This is a genomic window from Kineobactrum sediminis (genome assembly GCF_002868715.1).
GTDB classification, from domain to species: domain Bacteria; phylum Pseudomonadota; class Gammaproteobacteria; order Pseudomonadales; family Halieaceae; genus Kineobactrum; species Kineobactrum sediminis.
In genome coordinates, this window is the sequence record NZ_PKLZ01000007.1 from 104,577 (window position 1) to 130,581 (window position 26,005).

At 56.5% G+C, this 26,005-nt stretch carries 24 protein-coding genes and 1 tRNA gene; 11 read left to right on the forward strand and 14 right to left on the reverse strand.

All coding sequences use genetic code 11. The features are described 5' to 3' along the window. The first annotated feature begins 13 nt into the window (after positions 1 to 13). Positions 14 to 1,396, forward strand: coding sequence for a DsbA family protein (locus tag CWI75_RS08655; protein WP_101521114.1), 1,383 nt, complete (start codon positions 14 to 16; stop codon positions 1,394 to 1,396). Here CWI75_RS08655 and olsF read toward each other — a convergent pair. Together olsF and CWI75_RS08665 are read right to left on the reverse strand one after the other, a co-directional pair. Beyond that, positions 1,302 to 3,122, reverse strand: a complete 1,821-nt coding sequence (olsF, locus tag CWI75_RS08660) for a bifunctional ornithine lipid synthase OlsF (RefSeq protein ID WP_101521115.1) — start codon at positions 3,120 to 3,122, stop codon at positions 1,302 to 1,304. The two genes, CWI75_RS08655 and olsF, sit on opposite strands and share 95 nt — an antisense overlap. A gap of 24 nt (positions 3,123 to 3,146) precedes the next feature. Continuing rightward, positions 3,147 to 3,347, reverse strand: coding sequence for a hypothetical protein (locus tag CWI75_RS08665; RefSeq protein ID WP_101521116.1), 201 nt, complete (start codon positions 3,345 to 3,347; stop codon positions 3,147 to 3,149). 261 nt (positions 3,348 to 3,608) lie between these two features. Here CWI75_RS08665 and CWI75_RS08670 point away from each other — a divergent pair, with 261 nt between their 5' ends. Further along, a complete protein-coding gene (locus CWI75_RS08670) occupies positions 3,609 to 6,689 on the forward strand; it encodes a TonB-dependent receptor (RefSeq protein WP_101521117.1) in 3,081 nt (1,026 codons plus the stop codon). Positions 6,690 to 6,756: 67 nt separating this feature from the next. Then, entirely contained in the window at positions 6,757 to 8,199 is a 1,443-nt protein-coding gene (locus CWI75_RS08675) for a hypothetical protein (protein ID WP_101521118.1), read from the forward strand. A 68-nt stretch (positions 8,200 to 8,267) separates the two neighbouring features. Here CWI75_RS08675 and CWI75_RS08680 read toward each other — a convergent pair whose 3' ends face one another. Beyond that, entirely contained in the window at positions 8,268 to 9,350 is a 1,083-nt protein-coding gene (locus CWI75_RS08680; RefSeq protein ID WP_101521119.1) for an NAD(P)H-dependent amine dehydrogenase family protein, read from the reverse strand. Positions 9,351 to 9,491: 141 nt separating this feature from the next. Between CWI75_RS08680 and CWI75_RS08685 the strand changes: the two genes are divergently transcribed. The 5 genes from CWI75_RS08685 to CWI75_RS08705 all read left to right on the forward strand — a co-directional run bounded on the left by CWI75_RS08685 (position 9,492) and on the right by CWI75_RS08705 (position 12,110). Next, the gene (locus tag CWI75_RS08685) at positions 9,492 to 9,836 is read left to right on the forward strand and encodes a hypothetical protein (RefSeq protein ID WP_101521120.1); all 345 of its coding nucleotides are present in this window, start codon (positions 9,492 to 9,494) and stop codon (positions 9,834 to 9,836) included. A gap of 98 nt (positions 9,837 to 9,934) precedes the next feature. After that, positions 9,935 to 10,477: a DUF3833 domain-containing protein gene (locus tag CWI75_RS08690; RefSeq protein WP_101521121.1), complete on the forward strand. Its 543-nt coding sequence runs from the start codon at positions 9,935 to 9,937 to the stop codon at positions 10,475 to 10,477. A gap of 15 nt (positions 10,478 to 10,492) precedes the next feature. Continuing rightward, entirely contained in the window at positions 10,493 to 10,927 is a 435-nt protein-coding gene (locus tag CWI75_RS08695; RefSeq protein WP_101521122.1) for a DUF3429 domain-containing protein, read from the forward strand. A gap of 43 nt (positions 10,928 to 10,970) precedes the next feature. Continuing rightward, positions 10,971 to 11,981, forward strand: a complete 1,011-nt coding sequence (locus tag CWI75_RS08700; RefSeq protein WP_101521123.1) for a zinc-dependent alcohol dehydrogenase family protein — start codon at positions 10,971 to 10,973, stop codon at positions 11,979 to 11,981. Positions 11,982 to 12,033: 52 nt separating this feature from the next. Next, positions 12,034 to 12,110: transfer RNA gene (locus tag CWI75_RS08705), tRNA-Arg, on the forward strand. 77 nt (positions 12,111 to 12,187) lie between these two features. On the opposite strand, the gene CWI75_RS08710 is transcribed toward CWI75_RS08705, so the two are convergent. The 11 genes from CWI75_RS08710 to CWI75_RS08760 all read right to left on the reverse strand — a co-directional run bounded on the left by CWI75_RS08710 (position 12,188) and on the right by CWI75_RS08760 (position 21,735). Continuing rightward, positions 12,188 to 12,367 carry a carbon storage regulator gene (locus CWI75_RS08710; protein ID WP_101521124.1) on the reverse strand — a complete coding sequence of 60 codons (180 nt, stop codon included), beginning with the start codon at positions 12,365 to 12,367 and terminating at the stop codon, positions 12,188 to 12,190. A gap of 694 nt (positions 12,368 to 13,061) precedes the next feature. Continuing rightward, a complete protein-coding gene (locus CWI75_RS08715) occupies positions 13,062 to 13,487 on the reverse strand; it encodes a hypothetical protein (RefSeq protein WP_101521125.1) in 426 nt (141 codons plus the stop codon). Between the two features lie 392 nt (positions 13,488 to 13,879). Then, the gene (locus CWI75_RS08720) at positions 13,880 to 14,998 is read right to left on the reverse strand and encodes a phage major capsid protein (protein ID WP_101521126.1); all 1,119 of its coding nucleotides are present in this window, start codon (positions 14,996 to 14,998) and stop codon (positions 13,880 to 13,882) included. A gap of 8 nt (positions 14,999 to 15,006) precedes the next feature. Beyond that, positions 15,007 to 15,660 (reverse strand): HK97 family phage prohead protease, encoded by a 654-nt coding sequence (locus tag CWI75_RS08725; protein ID WP_101521127.1) that lies wholly within the window; start codon positions 15,658 to 15,660, stop codon positions 15,007 to 15,009. After that, entirely contained in the window at positions 15,660 to 15,857 is a 198-nt protein-coding gene (locus CWI75_RS08730; protein ID WP_101521128.1) for a hypothetical protein, read from the reverse strand. Before CWI75_RS08730 ends, CWI75_RS08725 begins: the two co-directional genes overlap by 1 nt. 110 nt (positions 15,858 to 15,967) lie before the next feature. Further along, positions 15,968 to 16,318, reverse strand: a complete 351-nt coding sequence (locus CWI75_RS08735) for a hypothetical protein (protein WP_101521129.1) — start codon at positions 16,316 to 16,318, stop codon at positions 15,968 to 15,970. 155 nt (positions 16,319 to 16,473) lie between these two features. Next, on the reverse strand, positions 16,474 to 17,892 hold the full coding sequence (locus tag CWI75_RS08740; RefSeq protein ID WP_101521130.1) for a phage/plasmid primase, P4 family: 1,419 nt from the start codon (positions 17,890 to 17,892) through the stop codon (positions 16,474 to 16,476). Next, positions 17,882 to 18,397 carry a hypothetical protein gene (locus CWI75_RS08745; RefSeq protein WP_101521131.1) on the reverse strand — a complete coding sequence of 172 codons (516 nt, stop codon included), beginning with the start codon at positions 18,395 to 18,397 and terminating at the stop codon, positions 17,882 to 17,884. The genes CWI75_RS08740 and CWI75_RS08745 overlap by 11 nt, the downstream gene beginning before the upstream one ends. Positions 18,398 to 18,519: 122 nt before the next feature. Continuing rightward, positions 18,520 to 18,735 carry a helix-turn-helix transcriptional regulator gene (locus CWI75_RS08750; protein WP_241521140.1) on the reverse strand — a complete coding sequence of 72 codons (216 nt, stop codon included), beginning with the start codon at positions 18,733 to 18,735 and terminating at the stop codon, positions 18,520 to 18,522. 438 nt (positions 18,736 to 19,173) lie between these two features. Then, positions 19,174 to 20,469, reverse strand: coding sequence for a tyrosine-type recombinase/integrase (locus CWI75_RS08755; protein ID WP_146003569.1), 1,296 nt, complete (start codon positions 20,467 to 20,469; stop codon positions 19,174 to 19,176). A gap of 315 nt (positions 20,470 to 20,784) precedes the next feature. Beyond that, positions 20,785 to 21,735, reverse strand: a complete 951-nt coding sequence (locus CWI75_RS08760; RefSeq protein WP_101521133.1) for an MBL fold metallo-hydrolase — start codon at positions 21,733 to 21,735, stop codon at positions 20,785 to 20,787. A gap of 323 nt (positions 21,736 to 22,058) precedes the next feature. On the opposite strand from CWI75_RS08760, the gene CWI75_RS08765 reads away from it, so the two are divergent. The 3 genes from CWI75_RS08765 to CWI75_RS08775 all read left to right on the forward strand — a co-directional run bounded on the left by CWI75_RS08765 (position 22,059) and on the right by CWI75_RS08775 (position 26,002). Beyond that, on the forward strand, positions 22,059 to 22,484 hold the full coding sequence (locus CWI75_RS08765) for an Hsp20/alpha crystallin family protein (RefSeq protein WP_101521134.1): 426 nt from the start codon (positions 22,059 to 22,061) through the stop codon (positions 22,482 to 22,484). A gap of 87 nt (positions 22,485 to 22,571) precedes the next feature. Further along, positions 22,572 to 23,939, forward strand: a complete 1,368-nt coding sequence (locus tag CWI75_RS08770) for a cytochrome P450 (protein WP_162300034.1) — start codon at positions 22,572 to 22,574, stop codon at positions 23,937 to 23,939. 158 nt (positions 23,940 to 24,097) lie between these two features. Continuing rightward, the gene (locus CWI75_RS08775) at positions 24,098 to 26,002 is read left to right on the forward strand and encodes a transglycosylase SLT domain-containing protein (RefSeq protein WP_101521136.1); all 1,905 of its coding nucleotides are present in this window, start codon (positions 24,098 to 24,100) and stop codon (positions 26,000 to 26,002) included. Positions 26,003 to 26,005 lie beyond the last annotated feature (3 nt).

Sequence of the window (26,005 nt, forward strand, 5' to 3'; positions counted from 1 at the left end):
TGGGAGAACTGTAATGGCAGGCAAATTCACCGAACAGGGCGGGGCTGCAACAATGGACCCCTCGCTTTTGCGGCGCTGGGTTACCTCCCGGCTGCTCAACCGGCTTACCGACCCTGGGCGCCGCAACGCTGCAGCGGCTCGCGCCGAGCAACAGCGCCTTCAAACCGGTGCCGGCCATATTGTTGAGTATTTCCATCAACTGGATGATCCCTACAGCTTGCTTGCGGCCCAGTGTATCGGCCCACTACTGGCCCATTATGATATCAGCATTCGCTGGCACCTGGTGCCTGGCCCCTCCGGAGCCAATCTGCCGGAGCCTGAATTACTACCGGCACTGGCGCGCGATGATGCGGTTGCGGCCGCGCCTTTTTACGGCCTGCAGTGTCCGCCTCTGTTTGCGCCTTCCGCTGCGCTGTTACAGCGCGCACAGCGTATTTTCTCGGCCACTCCCGAGGCCGGGTTAGTGGAGGCCGCCGAAGCCCTGAGCAGTGCGGTGCTGACCAACAACGCCGATGCTCTCGACGTGTTGGCCCGGCGCCACGGTGAGTCATCGGACGCCGAGCGAGATGCCATGCTGGCCAGCGGCGAAGCGCGACGCACGGCGCTGCACCATTATTCCGGGGCGATGTTTTACTACGGGGGCGAGTGGTACTGGGGCGTTGATCGTCTCTACCACCTCGAACAGCGTTTGCAAGCGCTGGATGCCCTGCGCCGGCCCATGAATGCCTGCCTCTACCCAAGGCCGCCAATTCGTACCGGCCCACGCAGGGATAAGGGCACCATGACACTCGAGTTTTACGCCTCCCTGCGCAGCCCCTACACCGCGCTAATTTACGATACGGTGGTAAGCCTGGCACGGGAGAGCGGAATCAACCTGGTGGTGCGGCCGGTTTTGCCGATGGTGATGCGGGGGGTGTCGGCAACGCGCGACAAGGGTTTTTACATTTTCAGTGATGCGGCCCGGGAAGCCGCCGCACTGGGCGTGCCCTACGGCCCTTTCTACGATCCTATCGGCGAGCCGGTGCGCCGCTGTTATTCGCTGCTCCCCCTGGCGGAGGCGAAAGGTAAAAAGGTTGAGCTGATGAGCAGTTTCTTGCGCGCGGCCTTTGCCGAGGGCCGCAACACGACGCGCAAGCGTACCCTGAAACGCATAGCGCAACGAGCCGGGCTGTCCTGGCGAGAGGCAAAAGCGCAGCTGGGCAAGTCGGGGTGGGAATCTGCTCTCGAGGCCAATCGCGAAGCGATGTATGCCTTCAATTGCTGGGGAGTACCCGCTTTCAGGTTACTCGACAGTAACGGTGCTACGCTGGTGACTGCCTGGGGTCAGGATCGCCTGTGGCTGGTCGCTGAGGTTCTGCAAAAGACCTTGGCGGAGGCGGCACAGCAGGAGTCATAACTCCCGGGGTTAGCGTATTTTCCAGGTAGCGCTTGCGCTTGCCGGGCTTCAGCTGTTGCAGGTCCACCAGCAGAAACCCGTCGACGCAATGTCCAAACTCGCGATCGACATTGAAGGCGGTAATGGCAATTCCCTCGGGATTTGCAATCCGGGTGTAGTGTTTGAACAGGGTGGGCAGCTGCAAACCCCGGCTTTTCAGGGCCGTACGCAGTATTCGCAGTCCCTGTTCCGCATCCAGCCCCGCAAACTCGGCATTGAGGGTTGTTTGCAGCAGAGGGTTTATCCGTAGTGGGGTACGGGCACTGACATCGAGCTCAAAGTGGTCATAGTGAGTGCTATAGAAATGTGCCAGTCGGGCGATGGCCTCTTCCCCATACAGCGGGCTGATGGAGACCGCGCCAAAAAGATAGCGAAAATGTGGATAGCGCCGCAGGTAGCAACCGATACCCTGCCACAGGTAGTCCAGGCTCTCGCGGGTCTGATAGCGGGGCTGAACGAAGCTGCGGCCCAGTTCCAGCCCGCACTCCAGATAGGGAGACATACCCGCTCCGAAGTGGAACAGGGTATGTGTATAGAGCGCACTTACGCCGCCCCGCTGTTGCAGCGTGCGGGCATCCCCCAGCCGATAGGCGCCAGCAATTTCCAGCTCGAGTGGATCCCAGAGCACCAGTTGCTGGTACTCGCGGTCAAAGCGATCGATGTCCCGGGGGAGGCCGCTGCCCTCGCCAACGCAGCGGAACGTCAGCTCCCGCAAGCGTCCTATTTCCCGCATTACACAGGGAGCCTGAGGCATGTTGCATAAGAATATCTGCTTGCCGTCGGTAGTAACCCCGAGTGATTCGCTGGCTGTTATTTCCTGGCGTAGCAACAGGCGATTCTCCGCCGGCGCCACTGTTTCGACAGACTTGAACAGCGGCTTTCGATCCCGTGCGATGCGATAAACGTGCTTGCGAAATAATGCGGCAAGCCCGGTAGCTGAAATCTCCAGGGCATCGTAGTGATCAAAGGGAACGGGTTTGCCGACCCTTGCATCAACCGCGTTATGTGTTTGCCTGAACATTTCACGCACCAGCAAAAGTGTGGAAAGTGGCTTGGCGAACACGGACATGCTGTAAAACAGTACCGAGTTACGCCCCGCAACATACACGGGCAAAATGGGCGACCGCGTTGCCCGGGCAATCTTTACGAACCCACGGTGCCAGTCGCCGTCCTTGACACCCTTTACACCAAATCGTGAAACCTCACCAGCGGGGAAAATAATCAGGGCACCCTCCTGAGCCAGGTGTTCCTTGATGCGTTGCAGGTTGCGTCGTGGAGTGCTTCCCCCCATGTTATTGACTGGCAGCAAAACCTGCTGCAATGGCCCCACTGCCTCAAGCAGACTATTGGCAACCACTTTAACGTCCGGTCGCACCTGTCTCACAAGATTCAACAAGGCCAGTCCGTCCAGGGACCCAATGGGATGATTCGCTGCAATGACCACCCGGCCCGTCGTTGGAATACGTGCGCGCTCGTTGTCGCGTATTTTAAGTGTGAAGTCGAAATAGCGCAGGACTTCTTCAATAAAATCGAAGCCCTCAAGGTAAGGATGTTGTCTGGCGAACTGTTTTAGACGGGATTCATGGAAAAGATAGCCAAGGAGCCGGGCCAGGCCGCTGGAAGTCCGGCGGTGTCTCTGGGATAGCCCGGGATAGCGGTTTTCAAGTAATTGCGCCACGTCAATCATTATTATCAGCCTTTTAGTGCCAGCTCAGGTTGTCTGATTAATAAGATAGGAGGGGTCTTCGTGACCATTCCAGGGGGTGCCATGTCGTACAGGCGTCTCCCGTCGCTGTACTGAAATCACCGAAATCTCGCCACCGTTACGCAGAAAGGCATCAACATGTGCATTGATTTCCTGTCGTGTGCGTTCTTTCTGGTTAAGTTCTGCAGGGGAATAAAAGGCTTTCACGAATTCTGCTCCTGACCGGTGTATTTCCCCTAGCGTGCGCTGCCGCTGTTGCAAAAAGAAGACAGGATTATGACGTTTTGTTGACCTGAAGCTGTGAAGACAAGGGCCAAATTGCACTCTGTGATTGCAATAAAAATGTCACATATCGATCACATAACTGTCATTTAGTCTCTCTACTATGGCCCCATCCTGAGCGGCAAACGGTTCACAGAAAATCGATGCGCTCCGGCACCCAGTCATCAGGATCATCGGGAACCCAGAATGAAGCCAACTTTTTCTCGCGTCAGTGCCACCGCCGTCTTGCTGTTCTCAGCGTGGTTTGCCAATGCAGCTGATGAACTTGTTTTGCAGGTAAATCAGCAGACCGGTAGCGCAGCGGGGCTTACCGTAGTGCTTGACGGAACCGTCACCAGAACACTGGATGAGGCCGGCCTGGTGTATTTTGATTTGTCCCCGGGCGCGCACAGCGTGCAGATCATGGACGGTGACCAGACCGTCCACAGTTTCCGCTTCAATTCCGCCGAAGGACAGTTGGCCGATATCCTGGTGGCGCTTGCCGAAGGCCAGGATCCGGTGGCCACAGTTGAGGCCTATTTTCCTTCCGAGACCGCGGCGCAGCGCGCCCGCGCCGCCACTGGTCGGGTTGAGGGCAGGGTGCGCTCCGCGGGTTCCGGGGTTGCACAGGCATCGGTTACTCTGGACGGCGCCATCACCAGGACGACGGTTACTGACGATGCGGGCCGCTACGAGCTCGAGGTGCCGCGGGGCCTTTATACCCTCACCATCAGCCATCCCGATCTGGGTACGCGCAGCGTCGACGATTATCGCGTCATAGCAAATGCCGCCAAGCGCTCCGAGTTCACTCTGCGCAGCCCTGAACAACGGGTCAGTATCAATGTGCCCCAGCTGGAGGAAGTCACGGTTATTGCGAGCCTGCCCACGGGCGGCCTGCAGGATAGCGAGCGCTACGCAACCAACGTCATCAATACCCTGGATGTTGAACAACTGGCCCGTTTCGGTGATACGGATGTCGCGGCATCAGTCATCCGTGTGCCCAGTGTTACGGTACAGGACGGGCAGTTCGTTTTCATTCGCGGCCTGGGTGACCGCTATGTCAGCAGCACCCTTAATGGTGCCACAATGCCCAGTACCAATCCCGCCAAACGCACTGTGCCGCTGGACCTGTTTCCCAGCAGCATGGTGGAACAGCTCGATATCCGTAAAAGCTTCATTGCCACCATGCCCGGTGAGAGCACCGGCGGTAATCTAGAGATCAACACGCGCACGTTTCCTAACGATGCGTCTGGCAAGGTGTCTTTCCAGCTGGGGTACGTTGATGGTGTAACCGGCAAGGATGCCTACGTCGATCCGATCAGTGGTGACTTTGATGTGATCGGCTGGGACGACGGCGCGCGGCAGCGTCCCGCGATTGCCTATGCTGTCGCCGAGGCCCTGCGCTTTTCCGAATTTTACAATGCACGCGTGCAACAGGAGCTGGGCAAGCTGGGCGCCGGTGCGATCAGTGACGATTTCAATTTCGACGAGGAAACGGCAACACCCGATGTCTCCCTTGGCCTGAGTTATGGGGACGTATTCGACATTGACCTGTGGGGTGGCGCCGAGCTCGGTTATTTCGCCGCCGCCAACTACAAGAACGAGCGCAGTGTCCGCAAGGACGGTATCCGCCGTACCTACGGCGGTGTGAATGCCTCGCGAGTACTGGATGACTTCACCTTCGAGCAGTTCGATAATGATATCGACGCCAGCGGCCTGTTTTCGGTTGGCCTGAATCTCGGCCAGACGAGTTTCACCTCAAACACGATCGCCTCCCGTGTCACCAGCGAGTCGGTAAGGGTGGAAGACGGTTTTGATGGCGACGAGCTGGTGCCATCCACAGGCTGGTCAATCGAGTGGGAGGAGCGCCAGTTCCTCTCCCAGCAGCTGACCGGTGAGCACATGCTCGGGAGTGATGAGGCGTGGACGCTGAGCTGGCAGGGTACCGCAAGCCGAGCGGAACGCTACGCGCCGGATCGACGTGAAGTGCGGTTTGACCTGCAGGGCAACGATGGTGTCTTCAACTTGCAGACCGCCCAGCTGATTCGTCGCTACGATGACCTGGTTGATGACAACCTCGATGTGTCGGTTGATGCTGAATACCTGTTTTCCAACGGCAATTTTGAGTCCACGCTGGAGTTTGGTGTCAATGCCATCAAGCGGGAGCGGGACTCAGACTCTGATACCTACGGTTTCCAGGGTGGTTTGTTGGCGGTGGACGACAACGCCCCGAATCTTCGTGTCTCCGATGTGATCAATGACGATACGATCACCGGTGTTAACAGTACCGGTTTCAACTTTCTCGACAAGACATTACCCAGCGACAGCTATGAAGCGGAACTGGACCTCAACAGTATTTACCTGTCCTACGATTTGCTCTGGAACCTGAAGTATCAGTTGGTTGCCGGTGTTCGTTACGAGGAGTACTCCCAGACCACTGATACCTTCAGCCTTTCCGGTGAACAGGGTGCGGTGCAGTCGGTTCTGGAGGAAAACTCGGTATTACCCTCGTTAAGCCTCAACTGGTTCATTACCGATGAGCAACAGTTGCGTTTTGGTGTGTCCAAAACAGTCGCCCGTCCCGATTTCAAGGAAACCTCCAACGCCACCTTCTACGATCAGGAATTCAACTTCCGCGTTATCGGTAATCCCGCCCTGCAGGTGTCTGATGTCACCAACTACGATGTGCGCTGGGAGAAGTACTGGTCTGATCAGGAGTCCGTTAGCGTCGCCCTGTTCTACAAGGATATGCAGGACCCCATTGAGCGTGTAGTACAGCCGGCATCCGGTACCGCGGGTAACTCACGCACGTTTCAGAATGCAGAGTCGGCCGAGATCCTTGGTGTTGAAGTGGATGGGCGCAAGGATTTCGCGCTTGATGCCACCTACAGCAAAAGCTTCTTTGTGGCCCTGAACGGAAGTTATATCGACTCCGAAGTGACCCTGCTCAATGGTAACAAGCGTGAACTGCAGGGCGCGCCGGAATACACCTTCAACCTGATTCTTGGCTACGACGATATCGGCGCGGGGCATGAGTTGACCCTGCTGCTGAACCAGAGCGGCGACACCATTGTAGACGTTGGTGTTTCCGGGCAACCGGATGTTCTTCTGGAGCCCAGAATGGATCTCAATCTGGTCTACCGTTATTCACTTTCCGACACTTTTACCTTTCGCGCGAAATTCGAAAACATTCTCGATGCGGAAGTCGAATTCACTCAGGGCGGCAATATCTTCCAGCGTTACAAGCGCGGCTTTGAGGTGAAAGCAGGTTTCGATTGGGTCTTCTGATCGAACAATCGCCGAGGGGCGTGAGCAATCAATTTTTACCATACCGGCAAAAAACCCAGGAGTAGTTATGGAACTGAAAAAACTAGCAATCGCCACGGCGGTCCTCGGCTCTCTCGGCGGTCTTTACGGCTGCTCTGAAGGTGATGATTCAACGATCACCATTGACGCCCCAACCACCGTCACCAATCCACCGCCTGTTGATAACGGCGATACTGGCGGTAGCACAACCTCCAGCTGCCCGGACTGGTCCTCAGCCCGCGTCAAGGACGCCGACGGTAACGATGTCTGCCAGCTGCCGGCAGCAATTCTCGAAGATCGTACACTCACCAGCGACAAGGTCTGGTTCATGGAATCCCGTGTGACTGTGGGTAACGGTAATCTGGAGATGTCAGTTGACGAAGGCTTCCTGTCGAATGGCAACGCGGTCACGTCCGCTACCCTGAGCATTCAACCGGGCACCGAAATCAAGGGCCAGACCGGCAGCTTTGCCAACCTGATTATCACCCGTGGCTCAATGATTATGGCCCAGGGCACCGCCGATGCGCCCATCATCTTCAGTTCCGACGATGCAGGTTACGACGGTACCGGTGAGTGGGGCGGGCTGATCATGCACGGCTATGCTCCGCACAATGAATGCCTGACAGCGGACCAGGGAGCAATCGCCTGTAACGTTGACTCCGAAGGTGAATCCGGTTTCGGCGGTGGTTATTCGCCTGAAGACAACAGCGGTGTTCTCAACTATGTCATTGTTACAGAGGGCGGGTTTGAATTCGCTACAGGTAACGAGATCAACGGTATTTCGTTGATTGGTGTGGGTTCTGGTACTGAGATGGAATACATCCAGGTCAACAGCAACGCCGACGATGGTATTGAGTACTACGGCGGCACCGTGAATACCCGCTACCTGGTGCTTACCAACAATCTTGATGATTCCGTTGACTGGGATGAAGGTTTCAGCGGCAACATACAGTATGCGCTGGTGACCCAGGGTCCGGAAACATTTGGTAACCTCATTGAAGCGGATACCGAAGGCACCCTCGATTTTCTCTCCCGGCCGACCATTGCCAACGCAACCTTTGTAGGGGGCGGTGAAAAGTCAACGGCAGCGGTATTCAAGGCGACATCCGGTGGTTTTATACACCACTCAGTGTTTACCTTTAACGAAGCCGATTCCGTGTTTACAGGTGACACTACCTGTGTTGACGCGTCACGCGCAGCAGCGGTTGGTACCGAGCTTGTTTACACCAACGTGATTGCCGATTGTGACGTTGCCGGTGATGTGGTCCTGTTGCCTTCGCTGGTGCCCGATGTAGAACTGGATGCCAATTATGCCGCACAAGTGGCTGAAGCTGCCGCAGTTGGCCCCCTGGACATTGATGACATTAATGCAACCTACCCGGTGAGTGTCGCGGACCCTGCGTTCTTTGATGTAACCGACTATGCCGGTGCAGTGGATCCCTCCGCTACCAGCTTCTGGTACGAAGGCTGGACCCTGCCCGATACCTTGTAATGTTCTGATCTAATCAGTCCCCTTTGAACGCCAGCCTCGAGCTGGCGTTTTTTTTGTGCAGAATGTTTTCAGGGAAGGCGTGTGCCGATTTGCCTGCGGCCATCGATTGATGGCAGGTCCAGCAGGGTAAGCACACCCGGTGCCGCTGCGGCCACTGCCGGGATGGCATTAACCAGCCAGCAGGCGGCGGAGGCGTTGCCCCCACCCGCAGCACCCGGTTCGAAATGGTCGTGGGCATGCAGGCTGATAGTGACGTCCGGATTGCCACTGATGATGACCTGGTGACACCCCTGTCCCGTGGGCGGGTAGGGCCAGTCGGACGCGCAGTTATCATCAATACGGGTAATATGTTCAAGTACGAAACGCGCTTTGCCTTCATGCATTCCTCGCACTTCAAACCGGAATGCTCCCTGGGTGCCGGCTGCAAACAAGCCCATTCCCGGTATCGTAATATCAGTCTCCAGGGCCCTGCGTTCAACAGACACTTCAATGGCATCGACCGTTTGCCCCATGGCGTCACCGACCATGCGAACCATCGGTGCCCACACCATCTCGATCGCAAAGTCGTGCAACATCAGTGGAAGCACAGCCATGTCGCCGCCAAAGCCGATGACTTTCCGTACCACATGGGGCTGGTCATAGAGCGCGTAATTGAATATTTCGCGACTACGGATTTCAGTGATCGCTGAACTGGTGCCGCTGACGAGCGCCGGGAGCATGTCCATGGCCCAGCCCGGGTCGATGCCGGATACAAACAGTGAGCTATCACCTCGATCGCAGGCATCCGAGACCGGCCGCAAAATGTCCGGGAGGGTCGATTCGGGGTGCAGGTAGCTGTAAAAAGCGCTGGATACGACATTGCAGCCCGCTTCCAGGCAGGCGAGCAAATCGGCCATCGCCTCCTGCGGGCGAATGTCGGCGGTTGCACAGTAAACCACTGCGTCGGCTCCCGCTGTGAGTAGTGCGCGCCAGTTATCGGTGGCCACGACACCGATTGGGGCTACGCCTGCGATCACCCCTGCATCAACGCCGATTTTGTCAGGATTGGCAACCACCACCCCGACCAGCTCCAGGTCCCGGTGCGACAAAATAGCCCGGATCGCCGGACGGCCGACATTACCCGTGCCCCAGACAATGATACGCAGACTCATCAACGACTACTCCTGATTATTTTTATGTGCCCTGTGGTGGCGACTCCGGTCGTGATATTTCACAGAAGTGTCATACAAATGTCACAACCGGGCATCATAATTCCCACCATTAGAGTTCTCTTTGGGAAGCCTGAGGATACCATGCGCACAATTTTGACAGTACTGCTGCTTATAGTCACAAGCCACGCGTCAGCCCTGGCACTGGGCCCTGAAGATTTTTCGGCGGCCAAGCGCCTCACGTGTGTGCTTGCCCAGGATACCCTGGGTTATTTAACCGAGGACGACTATGGGGATCTCACGGATGAGGTTCTCGACGAGTACGATACCGCCCAGGGCGATGTCATTTACGCCAAGGCACTGGGGTTTTACAGCGGCCTCATGTTTGGAATCCCCGAGCGGGACAAAGCCGGGGTACAGGCTCGCTTGCATGGTTTCGTCAGTAGCCAGGCCTGTAGCTCAGTAGTCGGTATCAGCTACCGCTTGTAACACATTCCAGGAAGACGTTAAGCCGGTCTGGTGATCCCGTCGCCAACCGGTTGCGTAGCTACTATACTTTCCATTCCTGGTGACTATGCGAGCGTCTCATGTTTCTATCCCGCCCCCTCTCAAGCCTGGTGTTGCTTCTCACGCTTGTCCTTGCAGCCTGTACTCCGGTTTCGGTCGAGGATTACGCCGATAATCGCCCCCTGCTGGTTCCCGAAAAGTTTTTTCAGGGACAGCTGACCGCCCATGGTGTGATCAAAAACCGTGGTGGCGAGGTAACCCGTTATTTCAACGTCGATCTGAACGGGCGGTGGGAAAATGGCATAGGCACCCTCGAAGAAGAGTTCAAGTTTAATGACGGCGAGGTTCAGCGCCGCGTCTGGACCCTTACCCCCCAGGGGGAGGGCCGCTACACCGGAACGGCGGGCGATGTTGTCGGCGAAGCCGACATTACAGTGGCCGGTAACAGTATGTTCCTCGATTATGTTCTTCGCGTCCCCTACGGTGACGGGACCATTGATTTGCGTATTGATGACCGGATGTACCTGGTGAACCCCGATAAGCTCATTAACGAGTCCGTGATGAGCAAGTTTGGGTTCAATGTGGGCGAAATCCTGCTGGTTATTGCAAAACAAGAGGGCTGACCGGGTTCCGTGGCGATGAGCACAGCGGCGCGCAACCTGGGTTTTGCCGGGATATTGCCGTTTTTGCTGGTGGTCCTGGGCCTGTGGTTCAGCTCAGGGTCGCAATTGCGTCTCTTTCAACAGGGTTTTCTGGTCTACTCACTGGCGATCCTCTGTTTCCTTGCCGGCACCCTCTGGGGGACGGCGCTACATCGCCGGGGCACTGAAAAACTTCAACGACTGCTGGTCAGCAACGCGATCGTCGTGATCGCGGCGGGTTTTGTCGTGTTTTCGAAAGCGGCGATTGCCGCGGGCTTTCTGGCCCTGGGTTACCTGTTCACACTCTGGTACGAGCGACGTAGTGGCAGCCGCTCCGGCTGGTACCCGGCGATGAGACTCCAGCTAACATGGCTTGTAGTCGCGCTGCACATTGCTTACATTGCTGGCCTGATGGTTCGCGGCACACCCTGAGTGTCGCAATAATCGCTAATAACACCATAACAGGAGTCTAGAAATGCGCATGATACAGTTGTCAAAGCCGGGTGGCCTGGATAATTTACAGCTTACTGAGAGGGAGTCCCGCGCACCTGGCCATGGCGAAATATCGGTAGCGGTCAAGGCCAGTTCCCTGAATTTCCACGATTATGTAGTCGCTGTCGGGCTGCTTCCCACCGAGGACGGGCGAGTCCCCATGTCCGACGGTGCGGGTGTTGTTACGGCGGTAGGTGAAGGTGTCACCGGGTTCTCGGTGGGGGATAACGTGCTCAGTTGTTTTTTCCCGAACTGGCTGGACGGGCGCCCCGCCTTTGAAAAACTGCTCCAGGTTCCCGGTGATCACGCCGATGGCTTTGCGGCGGAGCAGGTCACCATGCCGGCCCAGGGCTTTACCAGAATGCCCGAGGGCCTGGATTTTCGCGAGGCGGCAACGCTCACCTGCGCCGGGCTTACCGCCTGGCGAGCGCTCATGGTCGAAACCCACCTGAACCCGGGAGACTGGGTGCTGGTGCAGGGCAGCGGCGGCGTGTCGATATTCGCGCTGCAGTTTGCCCGCCAGATGGGCTGCCGGGTTATCGCCACATCCTCCTCGGATGCCAAACTTCAGCGCCTGGGCGAACTGGGTGCAGAACACCTCATCAACTATCGTGAAACACCTGCCTGGGGCGATCGTGCCATGGAGCTTACCGGAGGCCGCGGTGTTGACCTGGTGGTGGAAGTGGGCGGCCCGGGCACAGTGGGACAGTCCATTCGTGCGGTTGCCTTTGACGGCTGCATCAGCATGATTGGTGTGCTTACCGGCATATCAGGCGAAGTGCCCACCGCCGAGCTTTTTCAGAAAAACGCCCGAATCAGCGGTATTACCGTGGGTAGCCGTGCCCAGCAGCTGGACATGATCGCGGCTGTTGAGGCTGGCGGCATCAAGCCGGTCATCGACAGCAGTTTCCCCCTGGAGCGGTTGGCAGACGCCTTCAGGCACCAGGAATCCCAGCAGCACTTTGGCAAAATTTGCCTGGATATCGCCGACTGAGTATCCGGGTTGCTGCCATTACGGGGGAGGGCTGCTATAATCGTGCCGCTTCGCCTCTGTAGCTCAGTTGAATAGAGCGCACCCCTCCTAAGGGTGATGTCGCAGGTTTGAGTCCTGCCAGGGGCACCACTACGCCATATGAATCAATGGCTTACAGAAGTTCTTTGATTTACCCTACAAAAAACCCTACATAAGAGGGGCATCTTTTATATGATGCTCCGCTTGTGCTCGGGCATTACTTCCTCCCTCAACACCAACACATCTTCAGGTGCGTCTATCGCCAGCTTTACGCTGTTGCCGCTTATGGCGACCACCACTAGCCGGATCTCACCTTGATCGGTGTTAATGATAATCGCCTCTGCGGCCTTCCTTGTGAGTGTGAGCATATACGCCTCCTTGCGCTAGCATCTAGAGTAATCGGGTGCCAGTGAGCGTTACCACATCAAATGCGGCCAGGACGGTGCAGAGATTCAGGTTTTATCAGGTAGCCCATCTTGGCCCAATCTTGTCCCGGCGTTGATCGCCATCGCGGATACATCTTTTAAGAGCGGTAAATTCAATACTCGAAGTATGGTTTTATAAGGTTGTCCCTCAAGGCTGCCACGACCTTACGGTTACTTAATAACTCGATGGCTGGCGTTAACCTGGATTAACTTTCCGCTGAACGGGGAAAAAGTCTGTGAATGGGGGTAGGCGAGATTTCCAGATCGGGGGTTGCTTTGATAATCGGGGCGCCCCTCCCGGTCAGCTATTCAATGTCAAGTTTTGTTAGGTTGCCTGCGGTGGCTCGGGTAGTTGGGACAGCGAAAGAATGTCATCAAATGTCAACATACGCGCCCCGCTGGCTCGACGATTCAAGGTGCAAATTTGCACTTTGCAAACATAAACAACAACCGAGAATCGGGCGGGTAGTGTCTAGCTAAAAACCGCGACTCTGCGCCCCCGCATGGTAAAGGCTCAGGAAGGACCCACGGCGGCACAGCTAGTTTACCCACGGTCGATAGGCGCACACGGCCAGGATCACCAGCGGATGATTGAGCCAGGGCAGGGCGGCACAGCTGCAACGCCAGATGATAGGGGTCACTCGTCTGTTTCCCACGGTGCCCGCGCACTGGTTGTGCGTTGTGTGGATGCTGCCTTGCGCTCGTCGAAGCGGGATTGATTCGTTATCCGCATGGACCGGGCCAACGCCATAGAGGTACGGGATTCGCGGTCACGACACTCGAGCAACGTCTTGTATCGCTTGAGGCCGTCGTCCTCCAGCAGCCAAGCCGGTTGATAGCGGTCAATCTCAGCATTCAGGAATCCAGCAGATACGACATGCCGACAATATGCCTCCAGCAGATCAAAGGAATCGGGCCGGAAGTACTCGGGTGGATATACACCCACCACACGGCGCCACACAGCCGCCTGAGCGTCGTTAAGGGTTTGCGGGGGTGAGGGCCTGCGGCCTTCGGTCGTCGCCACAGCCAGTGCTGCAGCGGATTGCTTGCCACGTTGTGCCATAGTCGTTTTCCAGATAATAACCGCATGTTGAAGTAAGTGACCTTCGGATGCGGTTTCCAGCGGTAAAAGCCTAGAGTCTGAACGTACCCCTGGGGGGGTCATCACACTGCAAGCCTGAATTAGTGCCAGTCTTTCTTGGAGTACGGCGCTGGCTTCCGCAGACTGAATGCCCTATGCGGGGGCCTGCTCAGACGACAGTTGATACCCGGCTCTGAATCACTCAGATTATTCCGGGGGTTGGTAGCCTTTTTCACCCGAGGCGCTACCATTCCTCGCCCAACATTCGCCTTTCGGCCCGCGCTGGGAACGGGAGGGTTAGCAGTCTTTTGCGAAGTAAGGCGCTGCTATTCCTTACCCGGCTTATGCCACAAGGCCCGTGCCGGGTACGGGGATTACAAGGTCAGTTTCAACACTGCACTCGCAGAGAAGACAGCCACACCACCACGTACCTCTGCCCGCATGGTCAACATGTTCTCGTTGAACTGGGTATTAACCCGGCCAATCTCGAAACGCGGTGACATACGATCCAACAACGCAACCTGTGACCCATCCATAACCAGGGCGGTGCCGACAGTCATGGCGCTGGAAGTCACAACAGGAACGCCCCAGATGTTAGGCGCGGACGGTGAATTCCAGCCGGTTGCAACATACTCGTCACCTGCGTTGCGCTCGGAGCGGATCGCCTGCCAGTCGGTAGGGTGCAACACAATCGCGTTACCCTGCCAGCCGCTGATTTCCAGTTGGGCCAGTGCCTCGCCAATCGCATCAGCGGGGGCAATGTCCAGGGTCTGAGTAAACGCGGTTGCCTGGACATACAGGCCGGTCATGCTGCCAGTCGTGCCAGGCCCTGCAATCACCTCGCGTTCCATTTTTTCCAGCACACCAAACGTCAGCTTGCTGTTCAGGAACTGCCCCAACATGGGGGAATCAGCAATCACCTGCTCGCTGGCCGGAATCGTGATAGCCACGGTCACAATCGGGGCAGTGATAACGGCGGTCGGCAAAGTTTGCTCTGCCTTGGCGTCACCTTCAGCCAGTTGGTAATCAGCGCCGTTAACGAATCCGTCCAGCTGGATAAACTCGAAAGAGTTACTATCAACCTGTACGCGGGGGATAACGTCCAGCAGGCTAATGTTGCGGCGGGCATCGTTAAAGAAGCCAGTAGCGCGCTGTGCCTGGACGCTCACGGGAGAATCACCAACGCCACCAGCATCACCGACTACTGATTTCCGCAACTCTGTTACGCTCGCGGTGAAGGGCATCAAGGCGCTTTTGGTGGTACGGGCGCGCAATGCTGAAAGCTCGGTAGACTTCAATACCGAATCAAGGGCAGACACTGGGCCACCTGCATCGACCATGCCGAAGGCGCTAGTCTGTTGCTGTGCCAGGTCTACCAGTTGGGCTTGCAGCTCGCCCATGGATTTTTGAGTCTCTGCCAGGTCACCGGCAAAGCCTTTTACCACGTCGCCATGATCGGCCAACGCTTTCTGTACAATCTCGAACTGTTCCATAAATATTCCTATCGTCTCAATGACGCATTGATTGCTGTTAGCTTGGCAGCGATTGCCGCAAGCTCTGCGCTGTCGTCGGATTGTTCTTCACGAACAAGCCCGGTCCAGCCGCCCGCCAATAACCTTTTGGTCTCGCGGACGGAAAGCCCCAATGCGTCACGCACGGATCTTTCGAATTCTCGGGGGTTGGTTGGGTCGAAACTTTTTACGCTGGTTATCCTTGCCCGCGTGTTTGCAGGCACAGCCACCAGTGATACTTCAATAAGGTCTATCTCGGTCAGCACGTCGCCAGTGTCGCCGGACTGCCTGCCACCTGCGGGAATGTTTGCGCCGATACTGAGGGCCAGCACTTGATCCTTCATCAGCGCATGAGCAGATTTGGCAACGGGCACGTCGAGGGTCAGCTTGCCATCAGCGGCCAGCCCTTCAGCGGAATCCGTGAACTTTAACCAGGCACCAACGGGTGCTGTGTGGTCGTGCTGCCATAGCATTGCAGGCCGTGTGCCTTCGGCGTCATGCCGAGCCAGTGAGGCGGTAAACGCACCAGGCGCGATGGTGTCGCCATGCCGGTCGGGATCGCCGCCATAGGTTGCGGCCAATCCGCTGAACTGGCCTGCCTCGCCTGCGGCAAACTTTTGAACCTGTGCCGTTATGATACGCATTAGCGGCGCGCCCCCAATCGGTCAGCCAGTAATTCAGGCCGGGTTAACACTATGTCGATCACTGCCTGCGTGGCGTCTGCCTCGCCTGCTATGGCCCGGTTCAATAGTGAGTCAACGGCAGCGTCGAGGGCACGGCGCATCTGTACAGCGGCATCGGTGGAGCCTTTCGGGCGTCCGGGTTTTCTTTGTGGTTGCATGATATTTTTTCCATAAAAAAAGCCCCGGCAAATTAATGACGAGGCTTGTGTGTTGGGCGGCTCTATTCTACTGTTTATATATACAGTAGTGCGGCGCATAAGTCAAGGAATTACGGGTTATTTGTCATTTGTCCAGCAATAAAACCGAGGCCGAAAGCGGCCAGTCTGGCGACAGTATCGCGGGTCCGAGGCTTGCCGGTGGATTCATCCGGGTTGCGCTCTCCCACCTCGGGCCAGTTGAAGCCACGGCCATAATGGTCGATCAATATTTTATGGCGCAACGGGTCCACGTTAGCCAGGAGTGATACAGCCGCGTCTACCTGATACAGCTCGTCGGGAATGCCACTACCGGGTCCAGTCCTGCCCAACGGTGAACGTGAATAACCCAGGCCACTAGAACGGTTGCGGTACAGCTTGCTACCCCATAGTTTCAAATGGTCTTCAGTTAGCGATAAGTTCATGGTGACACCCTTGTGTTGTGAATTTTGGAACCCCTTGGAACCCCCTTCCGGGTAGGTCTCTTATTTATGCTTTGCAAACAAGGTAATACGGATAGGGGTTCCAAAGGGTTCCAATCCCGCATAGACACTGGCTTTAGGCATGTTTAGGGGTTCCATTAATGAAAGTTAGCATTTTGCAATAACAGACCTTCATATCGCTTCCCGTTAGAATTCACCTTGCGGTATCGGCTGGCCAGTTGTTCTCCGAAACGGGTATGCGTAACAGGGTACTCGCCCCGATCAAGCTTCCACTGCCGATAGTCGCTGTACAGGTCGCCTGCCTTGCTCCAGTGCTTGGCGCTGCAATCCTGCGGGTTAACGACGCGGCACCTTTCGGATATCCACATTTCGATTGTTGATTGCGAGTCGTAGTAATCGCGGGTTTCCTCGTCAACGGCAGCGCATGAACCGATACGCTTTCCCGCATCCATCCAATCACGGTGGCCTTCCATCAGCCACGCGAGAATATACCCGGCCTCGTCATCCAGCTTGCGGGGAAGGTCGGCATCCTCGCGGCCCAGGAAAGACGCCCTGAAAGGAACAATCTTCATACGCGAACGGATACCCGCATCAACATTGCGCAGCTGCGGACGGTAGTTGCCGAAGATCAAGTGCTTGTGCGTGCGCTTGAAGGTCATCCAGTCGCGGTGCATGTAGTGCCCGTTTAGGGTGTCATCTCCGGTCAGCTCTTTTAACTTGGCCTCCGCCCAGTGTGAGCCTTCCTCGATCTCGCCGGATACCACCAGCCGCATACCCTTCAGATTCATAATCTCGGTGGCGTGTTGCTGGTGTTTTTGGTTCATCAAGGTCGCACTCGGAATGGATCTCGAATAGTCGTTGAGTACACGTTTGACAGCATCGCCCAGGGTGTTTTTTCCATTGCGCCCCAGGCCAGTAAAAAACATAAACCAGTGTTCCTCCACTGCCCCCGACAGGCACGCCCCCAGTGCCCGTTGCAGGAAGCCTTGTAGCTCAACGTCGCCTTGTGTGATCTCACTCAGGAACTGGCTGAAAACGGCCCCACGGCCCTCTACGGGAGCCACGCTGGTAATCAGGGTGATATTGTCATCCGGGTTATGTGGATGGCATACCATGCTGCGCAGATCAAACGTGCCTGCCGGTGTATTAAGTAGGTAGTTGTCCTGATCGAAGTCCGTCACCTCGCGTGCGAAAGCAGGGTCGCTGCGGCAAAATCCTTCAATGCCGTTTATGAAGTTGAGGCGTGCTGTTTGTGCTTTGCCCTCGATATTATAGGCGCGGGCAAGGTTGCGCATGTCATGCCGAACACTGTCGAGCATATCCTCGCGCCAGCGGGTGCCGTCCCATTTTGCCCACTTACCCCTACCATGAAGATAGACGTATTGACCCTTATGGCGTTCGGCGAAGGCCAGTGCGACGCTATCCTCGGTAGGTCTCTGCATCAACGCGCCGATTGCTGGCGGGTCTTGCAGCCTACTGGTAACAACATCAGGGGCTTCGGTCTCGGTATACTCCTGCGCAGCAAGTCTTAATGCATCCGAACTTCTACCATGCATAAGGAACCCCCTTGTCTTGCAGGATCTTGCGGTAAGCAGTAAATGTCCGGCAATCTGCAGGTGTAGGGGTTTCGCCACGGTGCAGCATGGCCTTGAAGGCGAGACAATAATATTGCATCTCGGCAACCTCGCCCGGCTCGAATGGCTTGTAGTGCATCCGCTGATACGCACGGTATGTGCGCTGGCTTTTGGTGCTGGTGGGCGCGCCAGCCTTCAGCATGGTTTCATGCGCGACGATAAACGCCTGCACTTCCTTCGGGCTGATTTTCTTAACCGGGATATCTTTTGATGCGCTGGGCAGCAGGCTCTGGCTTTTGAGGTAGTCGATAATATCGGCACCATTGCAGCCAGCAAAGCAGTGCACCAGCAATCTATCGTCGCCATCCTTCAGGTAAAGGTTCTGTGACCCCCCATTGTGCAGCGGGCAGCGAACCTTGTACTGCGTCCGGCCTGATACCGGACTGGCCTTTGCATCCAGTGCCAGGGCTATCTGCTCGGCGTTCATGCTTCACCTCCGGGTAATTGGTTGCTCCCCCGGATTTGTGTATACTCTCTCGCGGTAGTGCATACCTTTGCGCCCTCTGACAGCTCGTAACTGTCGGGGGCGTTTTCGTTTGTGTTCATGATTCACGCCTCCCGGATCTTGTCAAAATCCCAGCGTGTACAGTTGTCGCCGATTTTCTCAGGCTCGGGCAGTCTCCCGCTCTTTACCCAGCGCCAAATGGTGCAGCGCGATACTTCGTAGTATTCGGCCAGTGTGCGGTCAGATACCCAGCGGCGGGGTATGCGGTTGGGTGCCAGGTTGGCGGGGGTGGTCTGTTCGACATCGTGATTACTTGGCATTTTTTTTTCCTGTCTTTACGACAGGGGTGGTAAGGCTTAATGCAAAGTGCTATTTTCATCACCGACCCCTATCTCCTATGGTGAGGGTTTAGCGGGGTCCCTGATTTATAGATTGGCGTCTACAGGTTCCCCGCTCTCTTTTACTGTTTCACCTTCGGGCTAGAATCAGCCCATAGATTGCCGCAGCAGTAGTAGAATAACGGGGGTGCACAGCCTTCACAATGTTTGTGACCCGTGTTTAGGCTGGGGTATGGTGTGGACAACTTGTACGCAGAGCGGCGCGCTTGAGCGGCGCCATACCCTCAGCTACCGCACAGTACCGTACAGCCCCCTTTGGCCCCAGAAAGGCTATTCGATAGCAATTTTCTAGCCGATAATTAATTCAATCTTGGTGTAAATTATTGAACTATCAATGTGGCGGTTTGCTAGAACTTCCCCTCAAAGACGTTTTCCAGCCATGGCCACCACGTTATCGCCGGTGTCCTCGGGCAATCCATATTTACAAAATTGCTCCCAGTCGTTCATCAGTAGGCGGCGCTTGTCTATCAACTCGGATCTGGCGTAGGCGGCGCGGCTGGCATCACTGTTAACGTGTGCCAGTGCCAGCTCGCATACCTCATCCGCATAAGTCGTATGTTCTTGTGCCCAAGTGCGGAAGGAAGAACGGAATCCGTGCTGGGTGACGGCATGCCCCATATCTTTTGCAACTTTTACCAGAGTGACATCACTCAGGCGGTCGCCGTTGCGGTTGGGGAATATGAGATCATGATCGCGGGGCAGGGCCTTCAGGATATCTATTGCCGCATTACATAGCGGCACCTTGTGGCTTTTGCCTTCTTTCATCCGGTTGGCGTCTATCGTCCAGACTGCGGTATCCATATCTATCTCTGCCCAAGTGGCTCCGCGTACCTCGCCGGATCTGGCGGCGGTGAGAATACCGAATCGTAACCCCATTGCGCCTATGGTCTGCTTTTGTGCCAGCTGGGTCATGAATTCCGGTATATCCTGTACTGCCATCGCCGCATGGTGCTTAACGGTCGATACCTTGCTGGGCAGGGGTAGGGATAGATCAAGGTTTCCTTTCCAGCGTGCGGGGTTATCGCCAGTGCGGAGACCTTCAGCGCCGGCAACATCAAGGATGCGCTCAACGGTGCCGCGTACCCTGGTGGCGGTTTCTGTCTTCGTCTCCCAGATGGGGGTCAGCATGGCTAGAATATGTGCCCGCTGAATGTCACCTACCAGCATGTTGCCGATATGGGGGAATATGTATTTTGTTAAATGGGTGTTCAGCTTTTGCACTTGCTGGGCGCTTTTCAATTCTTTGCTTTTCTTCATCACCCAAGTTTTGGCAACATCGCGAAACATCACTGCTTTGGCCTGCTCGCGGATAACAGCGGATCTCGCGGCGCGGCGGGTGGCTCTAGGGTCGATACCCTGCCTGATCTGTTCCTTGATCTCTCGGGCCTTGTCTCGGGCGCTGGCGAGCGTGACCTCGGGATATGGCCCCAAGCCTAGCTCCGGTCGCGCATTGCCTACAGGCGTCTTCAGGAGCCAAGAGCGCGCAAAGGTTTTATTCCCGGCCACTGGTGGTGAGCACTGCAGGTAAAGGCCACCAACGCCACCGACAGCGTGCAGTATCGGGCGAGGCTTCCCGGCGTTCGGGCCAGTCTTCGTAATACCCCACTTCAGGCGGCGGACCTGTATATCGGAAAGTTCGATTCCGAGTTTAGGCATCTTGACCACCCTTAACACTTATTTTATTCATCCCTTACACCTACCCTACATAAAGTACAGTTATTGCATATTATGGCATGCTGCCGCGTGATACAAGGGGTGAGGGTTTAGAGTAGGGCGTGTGCGATATACCCTATAAATATAGGGGTTTAATGCGGCGCAATGCTATGGGAAGCGTCGAGTTTCAAGATTATAATGGTGCATGCCAGGGGCACCACTGTAAAAACAGATGGGGTCAGGTCTCGCATTGTAGCATCCGCCTGAAGGGCAAAAATGCTACAATGCGAGACCTGACCCCATCCCTCCAGCTGTTGGCTACAGCGGGAAGCAGCCAAGGTCCTCGGCCACATCTATGGTGCCGTCGAACCCGTCGGCGAGAATGTCCAGGCTGTCCTCAAGATTACGCTCGCTGCGTTTCATGAGGTGAGACACAACCACGCGGTTTACGTTTGCTTGCCGAATTCCCTCTGCCCAGCGACTCGGCGTCGCATGTAGCCGCTTTGCGGCAGGTCCAGCCTGCTCGGGAATGGCAAGGTGGATCACCAGCAGATCGGCATCGTTTGCCAGTTCCCAAAACCCCGCTTCCCCGCCATCCTGGTCGCCACTGAACACGATGACTTTATCGGCAATGTTTACCCGGTAACCCAGCGCTGGCACGGAACCGTGCCGAACAGCAACTGCCTGTACTGAAAGGCCGCCTGAATCGAATACCTGGATAGCGCTACTTTCAGCATTGATTTTTGCGGGCACCACGATGGGTTCAAGTTCCAACAGGCCACCGGTACCGTCAAGTGCACCGGCAAGATAGCCGAAAGCGCCTTCCCGGCCCAGCAGACGCTCCAGAAAAATGTCGACGGCCGGAAATGCTCCGCTGCCGGTAGGTCCACTCACAGGCAGGGCGCGAGAGCGACCGTTGAAAAAACTTCGCTTGGCGAGTGCCACGATATCTCCCGCATGATCGGTGTGCAGGTGGGTTAGGGCAAGGAGTCGGAGATCAGCTTCCCTTGCGCCGGATTCCACGAAACGCAGCAGGGACCCGCTGCCCGAATCCACAAGAACGCGCGCCCGACCATCCACCCAAACTAGATACGAAGAGCCTGCCCGGCCGGACGCGAGCTCCGGACCACCTGATCCCAGTACCTGCATGACGATTCGCGCCCGATCGGGGCAACGAGGAGGTTCCGCTGCAATGCCAGCGGCCCCCAGCATCAGGCTGAAGCTGCCAATCAGGCCTAGTAGTGACAGTCGAAAAGTGATTTTTGCCATAACCCGGCGCCTCCTGGACGTAATGATCTGAGTATAACGGACCTATGGCGACCTGCTGGCGCAGCCTGGAGCGGTTGCTGATTTTCCGTGGTACTGACGGGCTCCCATTTGCGAATGCTACAAAGCGAGACCTGACCCCGGGGATTCGAATGCTACAAAGCGAGACCTGACCCCGGGGGTTTGACATGGGCCTCTGCCGCGGGTGCTTGATGCCGATCAAATTCGAGGCGTTCATGTAGGGCGGTGCACTTGCAGGAAGAGGGATGGACCTTATACTCAATTGCACGCAGAACAAACCGTAACTGCCAATGGAGGTATACACCATGTCTTTGATTCCACGCAGCAACCTGTTAGGCATAGATCGTTTTTTTGATGATTTCTGGGCGCCTGCAGTAGTTGATAATGAAATGAGCTCCTTCTTTTCACCCCGTGTTGATATTGCGGACCAGGGCGATCATTACGAGATCACGGCCGAGCTGCCCGGCGTCAAGAAAAAGGACGTTAACCTCTACGTCAAAGATGGCGTCCTGACCCTTGAGGCGGAGTCCAGCCACGAGGAGAAAGAGGAAAAAGAGGGGCGGATGATTCGCCAGGAGCGGCGCTATGGCAAATTCATGCGCACTTTCAACCTGGGCGGCGACGTCAAGGAGTCAGATATCAAGGCTTCCTTCAAGGATGGTATCCTGACCTTGCAGGCACCCAAGGCGAAAAAGACAACCTCAGAACAGCATCGCATTACCATTAACTGAGCCCACTCAGCGGGCAGTGCGGCGCTCAGGTAGGCGCGGAGGCGACCTTGTGCAAGAATGAGCGGGTCTCTTATTGAGGATCGCGCCATGGCAATACCCACCCCTGCCGATTATACCCTTGCCCCCGACTGCGAGCGCCTGCAGCACTTGCCCGGTGAATTTGGCTTGCCATTGCTCGGTATTACCCCCGAGCTATTGCGGGACCAGTTAGGGCTAGCGAGGCGTTTTTATGAGCGTTACGGCGCTGTCTCCCGAATCCAGATGGCCCGGCAGAAAGGCGTGCTGGCGTTGGGGCCGGATCTCGCGCAAACGATTCTGCTGGATAAGGAGCAGAATTTTTCTTCCCAGATGGGCTACAAATGGTCGCTGTCACCTTATTTTGGGGAGTATTACCTGCTTGGCAAGGACTTTGACGAGCACAAGTTTCAGCGGCGGGTAATGCAAACCGGGTTCAAAACGGCAGCGATGCGTGGTTATGTGGACATGATGAACCCGATTCTGGCCCGGGGTATTGCGGATTGGGGTCACACCGAAGATTTTCATTTCTACCCGGCAATAAAAGAGTTACTGCTGGCCATGGCGCTCAAGGTTTTCTATGGCGTCGACGGTGGCAGCAGTGTGGCCGGTGATCTCTCGGGCGCGTTTATTGATATTACCGAGGGCATGCTGGGCCTTTTTCATGTTGACCTGCCCGGGTTTCGCTACCGTCGGGGCCAACGTGGCAAGCGCCGGGTGGAGGCCTACCTGTCTGGCTTGTTGCCGGCGGCACGGCGGGAGGAGCGTCAGGATATGCTGGCGTACATGGCCAAGGAAGTGCGTCCCGATGGCAACCTGTTTTCTGACCAGGAGCTGGTAGACCATGCCAATTTTCTGTTGTTTGCGGCTCATGACACCACCACCAGCACCCTGACCCACATGATGTACTACCTGGCGCGCTATCCCGAGTGGCAGCAGCGTATCAGGGAGGAGGGCAGCGCCGTTAACGACGGCGGCGAGTTGGGCTACGATGACCTCGCCTCCCTGCCATTGCTGGAGGCGACATTCTTCGAGTCCCAGCGGCTGCACCCCTCGGTGGGCGTCATGGCCCGTCGGACGTTGCGCGATTGTAAGTTGGGTGGCCTGGATGTCCTGGCCAATACCCTGGTTTTCCAGTTTCCAATGTTCACCAATCGAATGGATAACTGGTGGCAGGATCCCGACAGTTTTGATCCGGCGCGCTTTTTGGCTCCACGCCAGGAGCAGAAATCGCATCCCTTTGCCTTTATGCCCTTTGGTGGTGGCGCCCACAAGTGCATTGGTATGCACTTTGGCAGCATGCAGGCTCGCCTGTTTACTCACCTGTTTCTTCAGCGTTACGAAATCAGTTTGCCGCCGGGCCATAAAGCGAGCTTTCAGACCGTACCACTGCCCAAACTCCGGGATGATCTGCCACTGCACCTGCGGCCCTTGTCCTGAAGCGTTAATGATCGGGCGCAGGGACCAATTTCTAGCCGCGAGTACTTGCAAATTCAGCGTTCCCGTATCAGTCTAGCGCACGACAGGAATGCGGCATAATGTGGCATTCGCTTTAAGGTCGCGGCAATCGAGGTACTACCCAGTTGCGGTATCGGGTAATGTGTTTGATCCTTTTATTCCAGTGGCTGCCGGCTCTTTCTGTTGCTGCCGGGGAGCCCCTGGAGAGAGACCGTGAAGTCTACGGCGATGCGGTTGTGGCTATCGACCGCGGACGCTGGACGGAGTACCAGCAACTTCGCCCGGGCCTTGAAAGTTACCCTCTGGCGATGTATCTCGATTACTTTGAACTGAGCCGTAAACCCCGACAGGTACGTGCCGGCGATGCCCGGCTGTTTCTGCAGCGTAGTGCCGGCTCGCCGCTGCCCAACCGCTTTCTGGCCATATATCTGCGCCAGGCCGGTAAAGACCGGCGCTGGTCAGATTTTCTGGCAGTGATGCCGAGGGAGCCCAACGCGATTGAGCTCAAGTGCTACTTCTTTCGCGCACGGCTGGCCACTGGAGATACGCTGGTTGCCTGGGAGGGCGCAGAGCGCCTCTGGGTCCATGGTGAGTCGAGGCCGAAAGCCTGCGATCCCCTGTTCGATGCCTGGTTGAAGGCGGGTGAGCTCAACGATGAGGTGGTCTGGGCGCGCCTGTTGAAGGCCTTTGATGCCCGCGAACGTTCCCTGATGAGTTATGTTGCCCGCAAAGGCAGTGAGGAACTGCGCCCATGGTCCGACAAGCTGCTGGCCATTTACAGCCAGCCCGATCGCATGCGCAGGATCGCGCCGCCAGTGGACGACGCCCGGATGGCGGATATCATTACCCACGCGGTTGCCTACTTTGCGCGCTACAAACCGGAAGCGGCATTGGCGCACTGGCATTATTACCGGGAGCATCTGACATTCAGCGATCAACAGGTCAACCAGGCCGAACGCGCACTGGTATTGCGCAGCCTGTTCGCCAAATCCGAAGTCAACAAGCCGTGGGTTGAAGATACATTGGCGCAGCTGGGTGATGACACCCTGGTTGAGGTCCGTTTGCGCTGGGCGCTGCGGGAGCAGGATTGGACCGCCGTGGCCTCAAATATTGGCAAATTATCTGCTGACGCCCGGGCACAACCAGTCTGGCGTTACTGGCGGGCGGTGGTTCACGAGCGTAACAGTGAGCCGGAAGCCGCCCGTGAATTATTACAACAGGTTGCACGTGAGCGCGAGTATTACGGCTTTCTTGCTGCGGCGCGACTTGGAGTACCCCCCGACTTCAATCACCAGAGCGTGGTGTTGGCGGACCCCGGCGATACACCGGAGAACCGGTTACCTGTGGTGCAGCGGATTGAAGAGCTATACCACCATGATGAGGAAAATCTGGCTCACTCCGAGTGGTTCCAGGTACTCAATGACAGCGAGCCCGGGCAACAGCAGCAGCTTGCCACACTCGCGGCAGGCAGGGGCTGGCACCGTATGGCGATTGATGCTGCCAATCGGGCACAATTCTGGGATGCCCTTGATTTGCGGTTTCCGATGCCCTACGGCGATGTATTCAATCACTATGCGGATCTCCGGCAGGTGCCCAGTAGCGAGCTGATGGCAATTGCTCGCCGGGAAAGCGCCTTTTATCCCGGCGCGCGCTCTCCTGTTGGAGCCCGCGGGCTGATGCAGATAATGCCGGCTACCGGGAAGCAGGTGGCCTCAGGGCTGGGTACGGCGCATAGTAGCCAGGCACTATTCCAGGTTGAACATAACGTGCTGCTGGGCAGTGCGTATTACCGCCAGCTACTGGACCGTTATGGCAATAACCGGGTGCTGGCCATGGCAGCCTACAATGCGGGGCCTCATCGGGTTGATCTGTGGCGCAACAAGCCGGGCAAGACGGTGCCCGTGGATATCTGGATTGAAACCATTCCTTACCGCGAAACCCGCGGCTACGTGAAAGCGGTGCTGGCCTATAACCTGATATTCAAATATCTTGGGGGTGAATCCGGCAACTTGCTGACCACACAAGAACAGCAGCTTGCCTATTAACGT

What these genes read in the sequence shown, in the direction of transcription:
- CWI75_RS08765 (WP_101521134.1), top strand. Translation starts at nt 22,059, where the DNA reads ATGTCTTTGATTCCACGCAGCAACCTGTTAGGCATAGATCGTTTTTTT.
- CWI75_RS08770 (WP_162300034.1), top strand. Translation starts at nt 22,572, where the DNA reads ATGGCAATACCCACCCCTGCCGATTATACCCTTGCCCCCGACTGCGAG.
- CWI75_RS08675 (WP_101521118.1), top strand. Translation starts at nt 6,757, where the DNA reads ATGGAACTGAAAAAACTAGCAATCGCCACGGCGGTCCTCGGCTCTCTC.
- CWI75_RS08685 (WP_101521120.1), top strand. Translation starts at nt 9,492, where the DNA reads ATGCGCACAATTTTGACAGTACTGCTGCTTATAGTCACAAGCCACGCG.
- CWI75_RS08745 (WP_101521131.1), bottom strand. Translation starts at nt 18,397, where the DNA reads ATGAACGCCGAGCAGATAGCCCTGGCACTGGATGCAAAGGCCAGTCCG.
- CWI75_RS08670 (WP_101521117.1), top strand. Translation starts at nt 3,609, where the DNA reads ATGAAGCCAACTTTTTCTCGCGTCAGTGCCACCGCCGTCTTGCTGTTC.
- CWI75_RS08695 (WP_101521122.1), top strand. Translation starts at nt 10,493, where the DNA reads ATGAGCACAGCGGCGCGCAACCTGGGTTTTGCCGGGATATTGCCGTTT.
- CWI75_RS08720 (WP_101521126.1), bottom strand. Translation starts at nt 14,998, where the DNA reads ATGGAACAGTTCGAGATTGTACAGAAAGCGTTGGCCGATCATGGCGAC.
- CWI75_RS08735 (WP_101521129.1), bottom strand. Translation starts at nt 16,318, where the DNA reads ATGAACTTATCGCTAACTGAAGACCATTTGAAACTATGGGGTAGCAAG.
- CWI75_RS08690 (WP_101521121.1), top strand. Translation starts at nt 9,935, where the DNA reads ATGTTTCTATCCCGCCCCCTCTCAAGCCTGGTGTTGCTTCTCACGCTT.
- CWI75_RS08700 (WP_101521123.1), top strand. Translation starts at nt 10,971, where the DNA reads ATGCGCATGATACAGTTGTCAAAGCCGGGTGGCCTGGATAATTTACAG.
- CWI75_RS08680 (WP_101521119.1), bottom strand. Translation starts at nt 9,350, where the DNA reads ATGAGTCTGCGTATCATTGTCTGGGGCACGGGTAATGTCGGCCGTCCG.
- CWI75_RS08760 (WP_101521133.1), bottom strand. Translation starts at nt 21,735, where the DNA reads ATGGCAAAAATCACTTTTCGACTGTCACTACTAGGCCTGATTGGCAGC.
- CWI75_RS08740 (WP_101521130.1), bottom strand. Translation starts at nt 17,892, where the DNA reads ATGCATGGTAGAAGTTCGGATGCATTAAGACTTGCTGCGCAGGAGTAT.
- CWI75_RS08730 (WP_101521128.1), bottom strand. Translation starts at nt 15,857, where the DNA reads ATGCAACCACAAAGAAAACCCGGACGCCCGAAAGGCTCCACCGATGCC.
- CWI75_RS08755 (WP_146003569.1), bottom strand. Translation starts at nt 20,469, where the DNA reads ATGCCTAAACTCGGAATCGAACTTTCCGATATACAGGTCCGCCGCCTG.
- CWI75_RS08725 (WP_101521127.1), bottom strand. Translation starts at nt 15,660, where the DNA reads ATGCGTATCATAACGGCACAGGTTCAAAAGTTTGCCGCAGGCGAGGCA.
- CWI75_RS08710 (WP_101521124.1), bottom strand. Translation starts at nt 12,367, where the DNA reads ATGCTCACACTCACAAGGAAGGCCGCAGAGGCGATTATCATTAACACC.
- CWI75_RS08715 (WP_101521125.1), bottom strand. Translation starts at nt 13,487, where the DNA reads ATGGCACAACGTGGCAAGCAATCCGCTGCAGCACTGGCTGTGGCGACG.
- CWI75_RS08775 (WP_101521136.1), top strand. Translation starts at nt 24,098, where the DNA reads ATGTGTTTGATCCTTTTATTCCAGTGGCTGCCGGCTCTTTCTGTTGCT.
- CWI75_RS08655 (WP_101521114.1), top strand. Translation starts at nt 14, where the DNA reads ATGGCAGGCAAATTCACCGAACAGGGCGGGGCTGCAACAATGGACCCC.
- olsF (WP_101521115.1), bottom strand. Translation starts at nt 3,122, where the DNA reads ATGATTGACGTGGCGCAATTACTTGAAAACCGCTATCCCGGGCTATCC.
- CWI75_RS08750 (WP_241521140.1), bottom strand. Translation starts at nt 18,735, where the DNA reads ATGCCAAGTAATCACGATGTCGAACAGACCACCCCCGCCAACCTGGCA.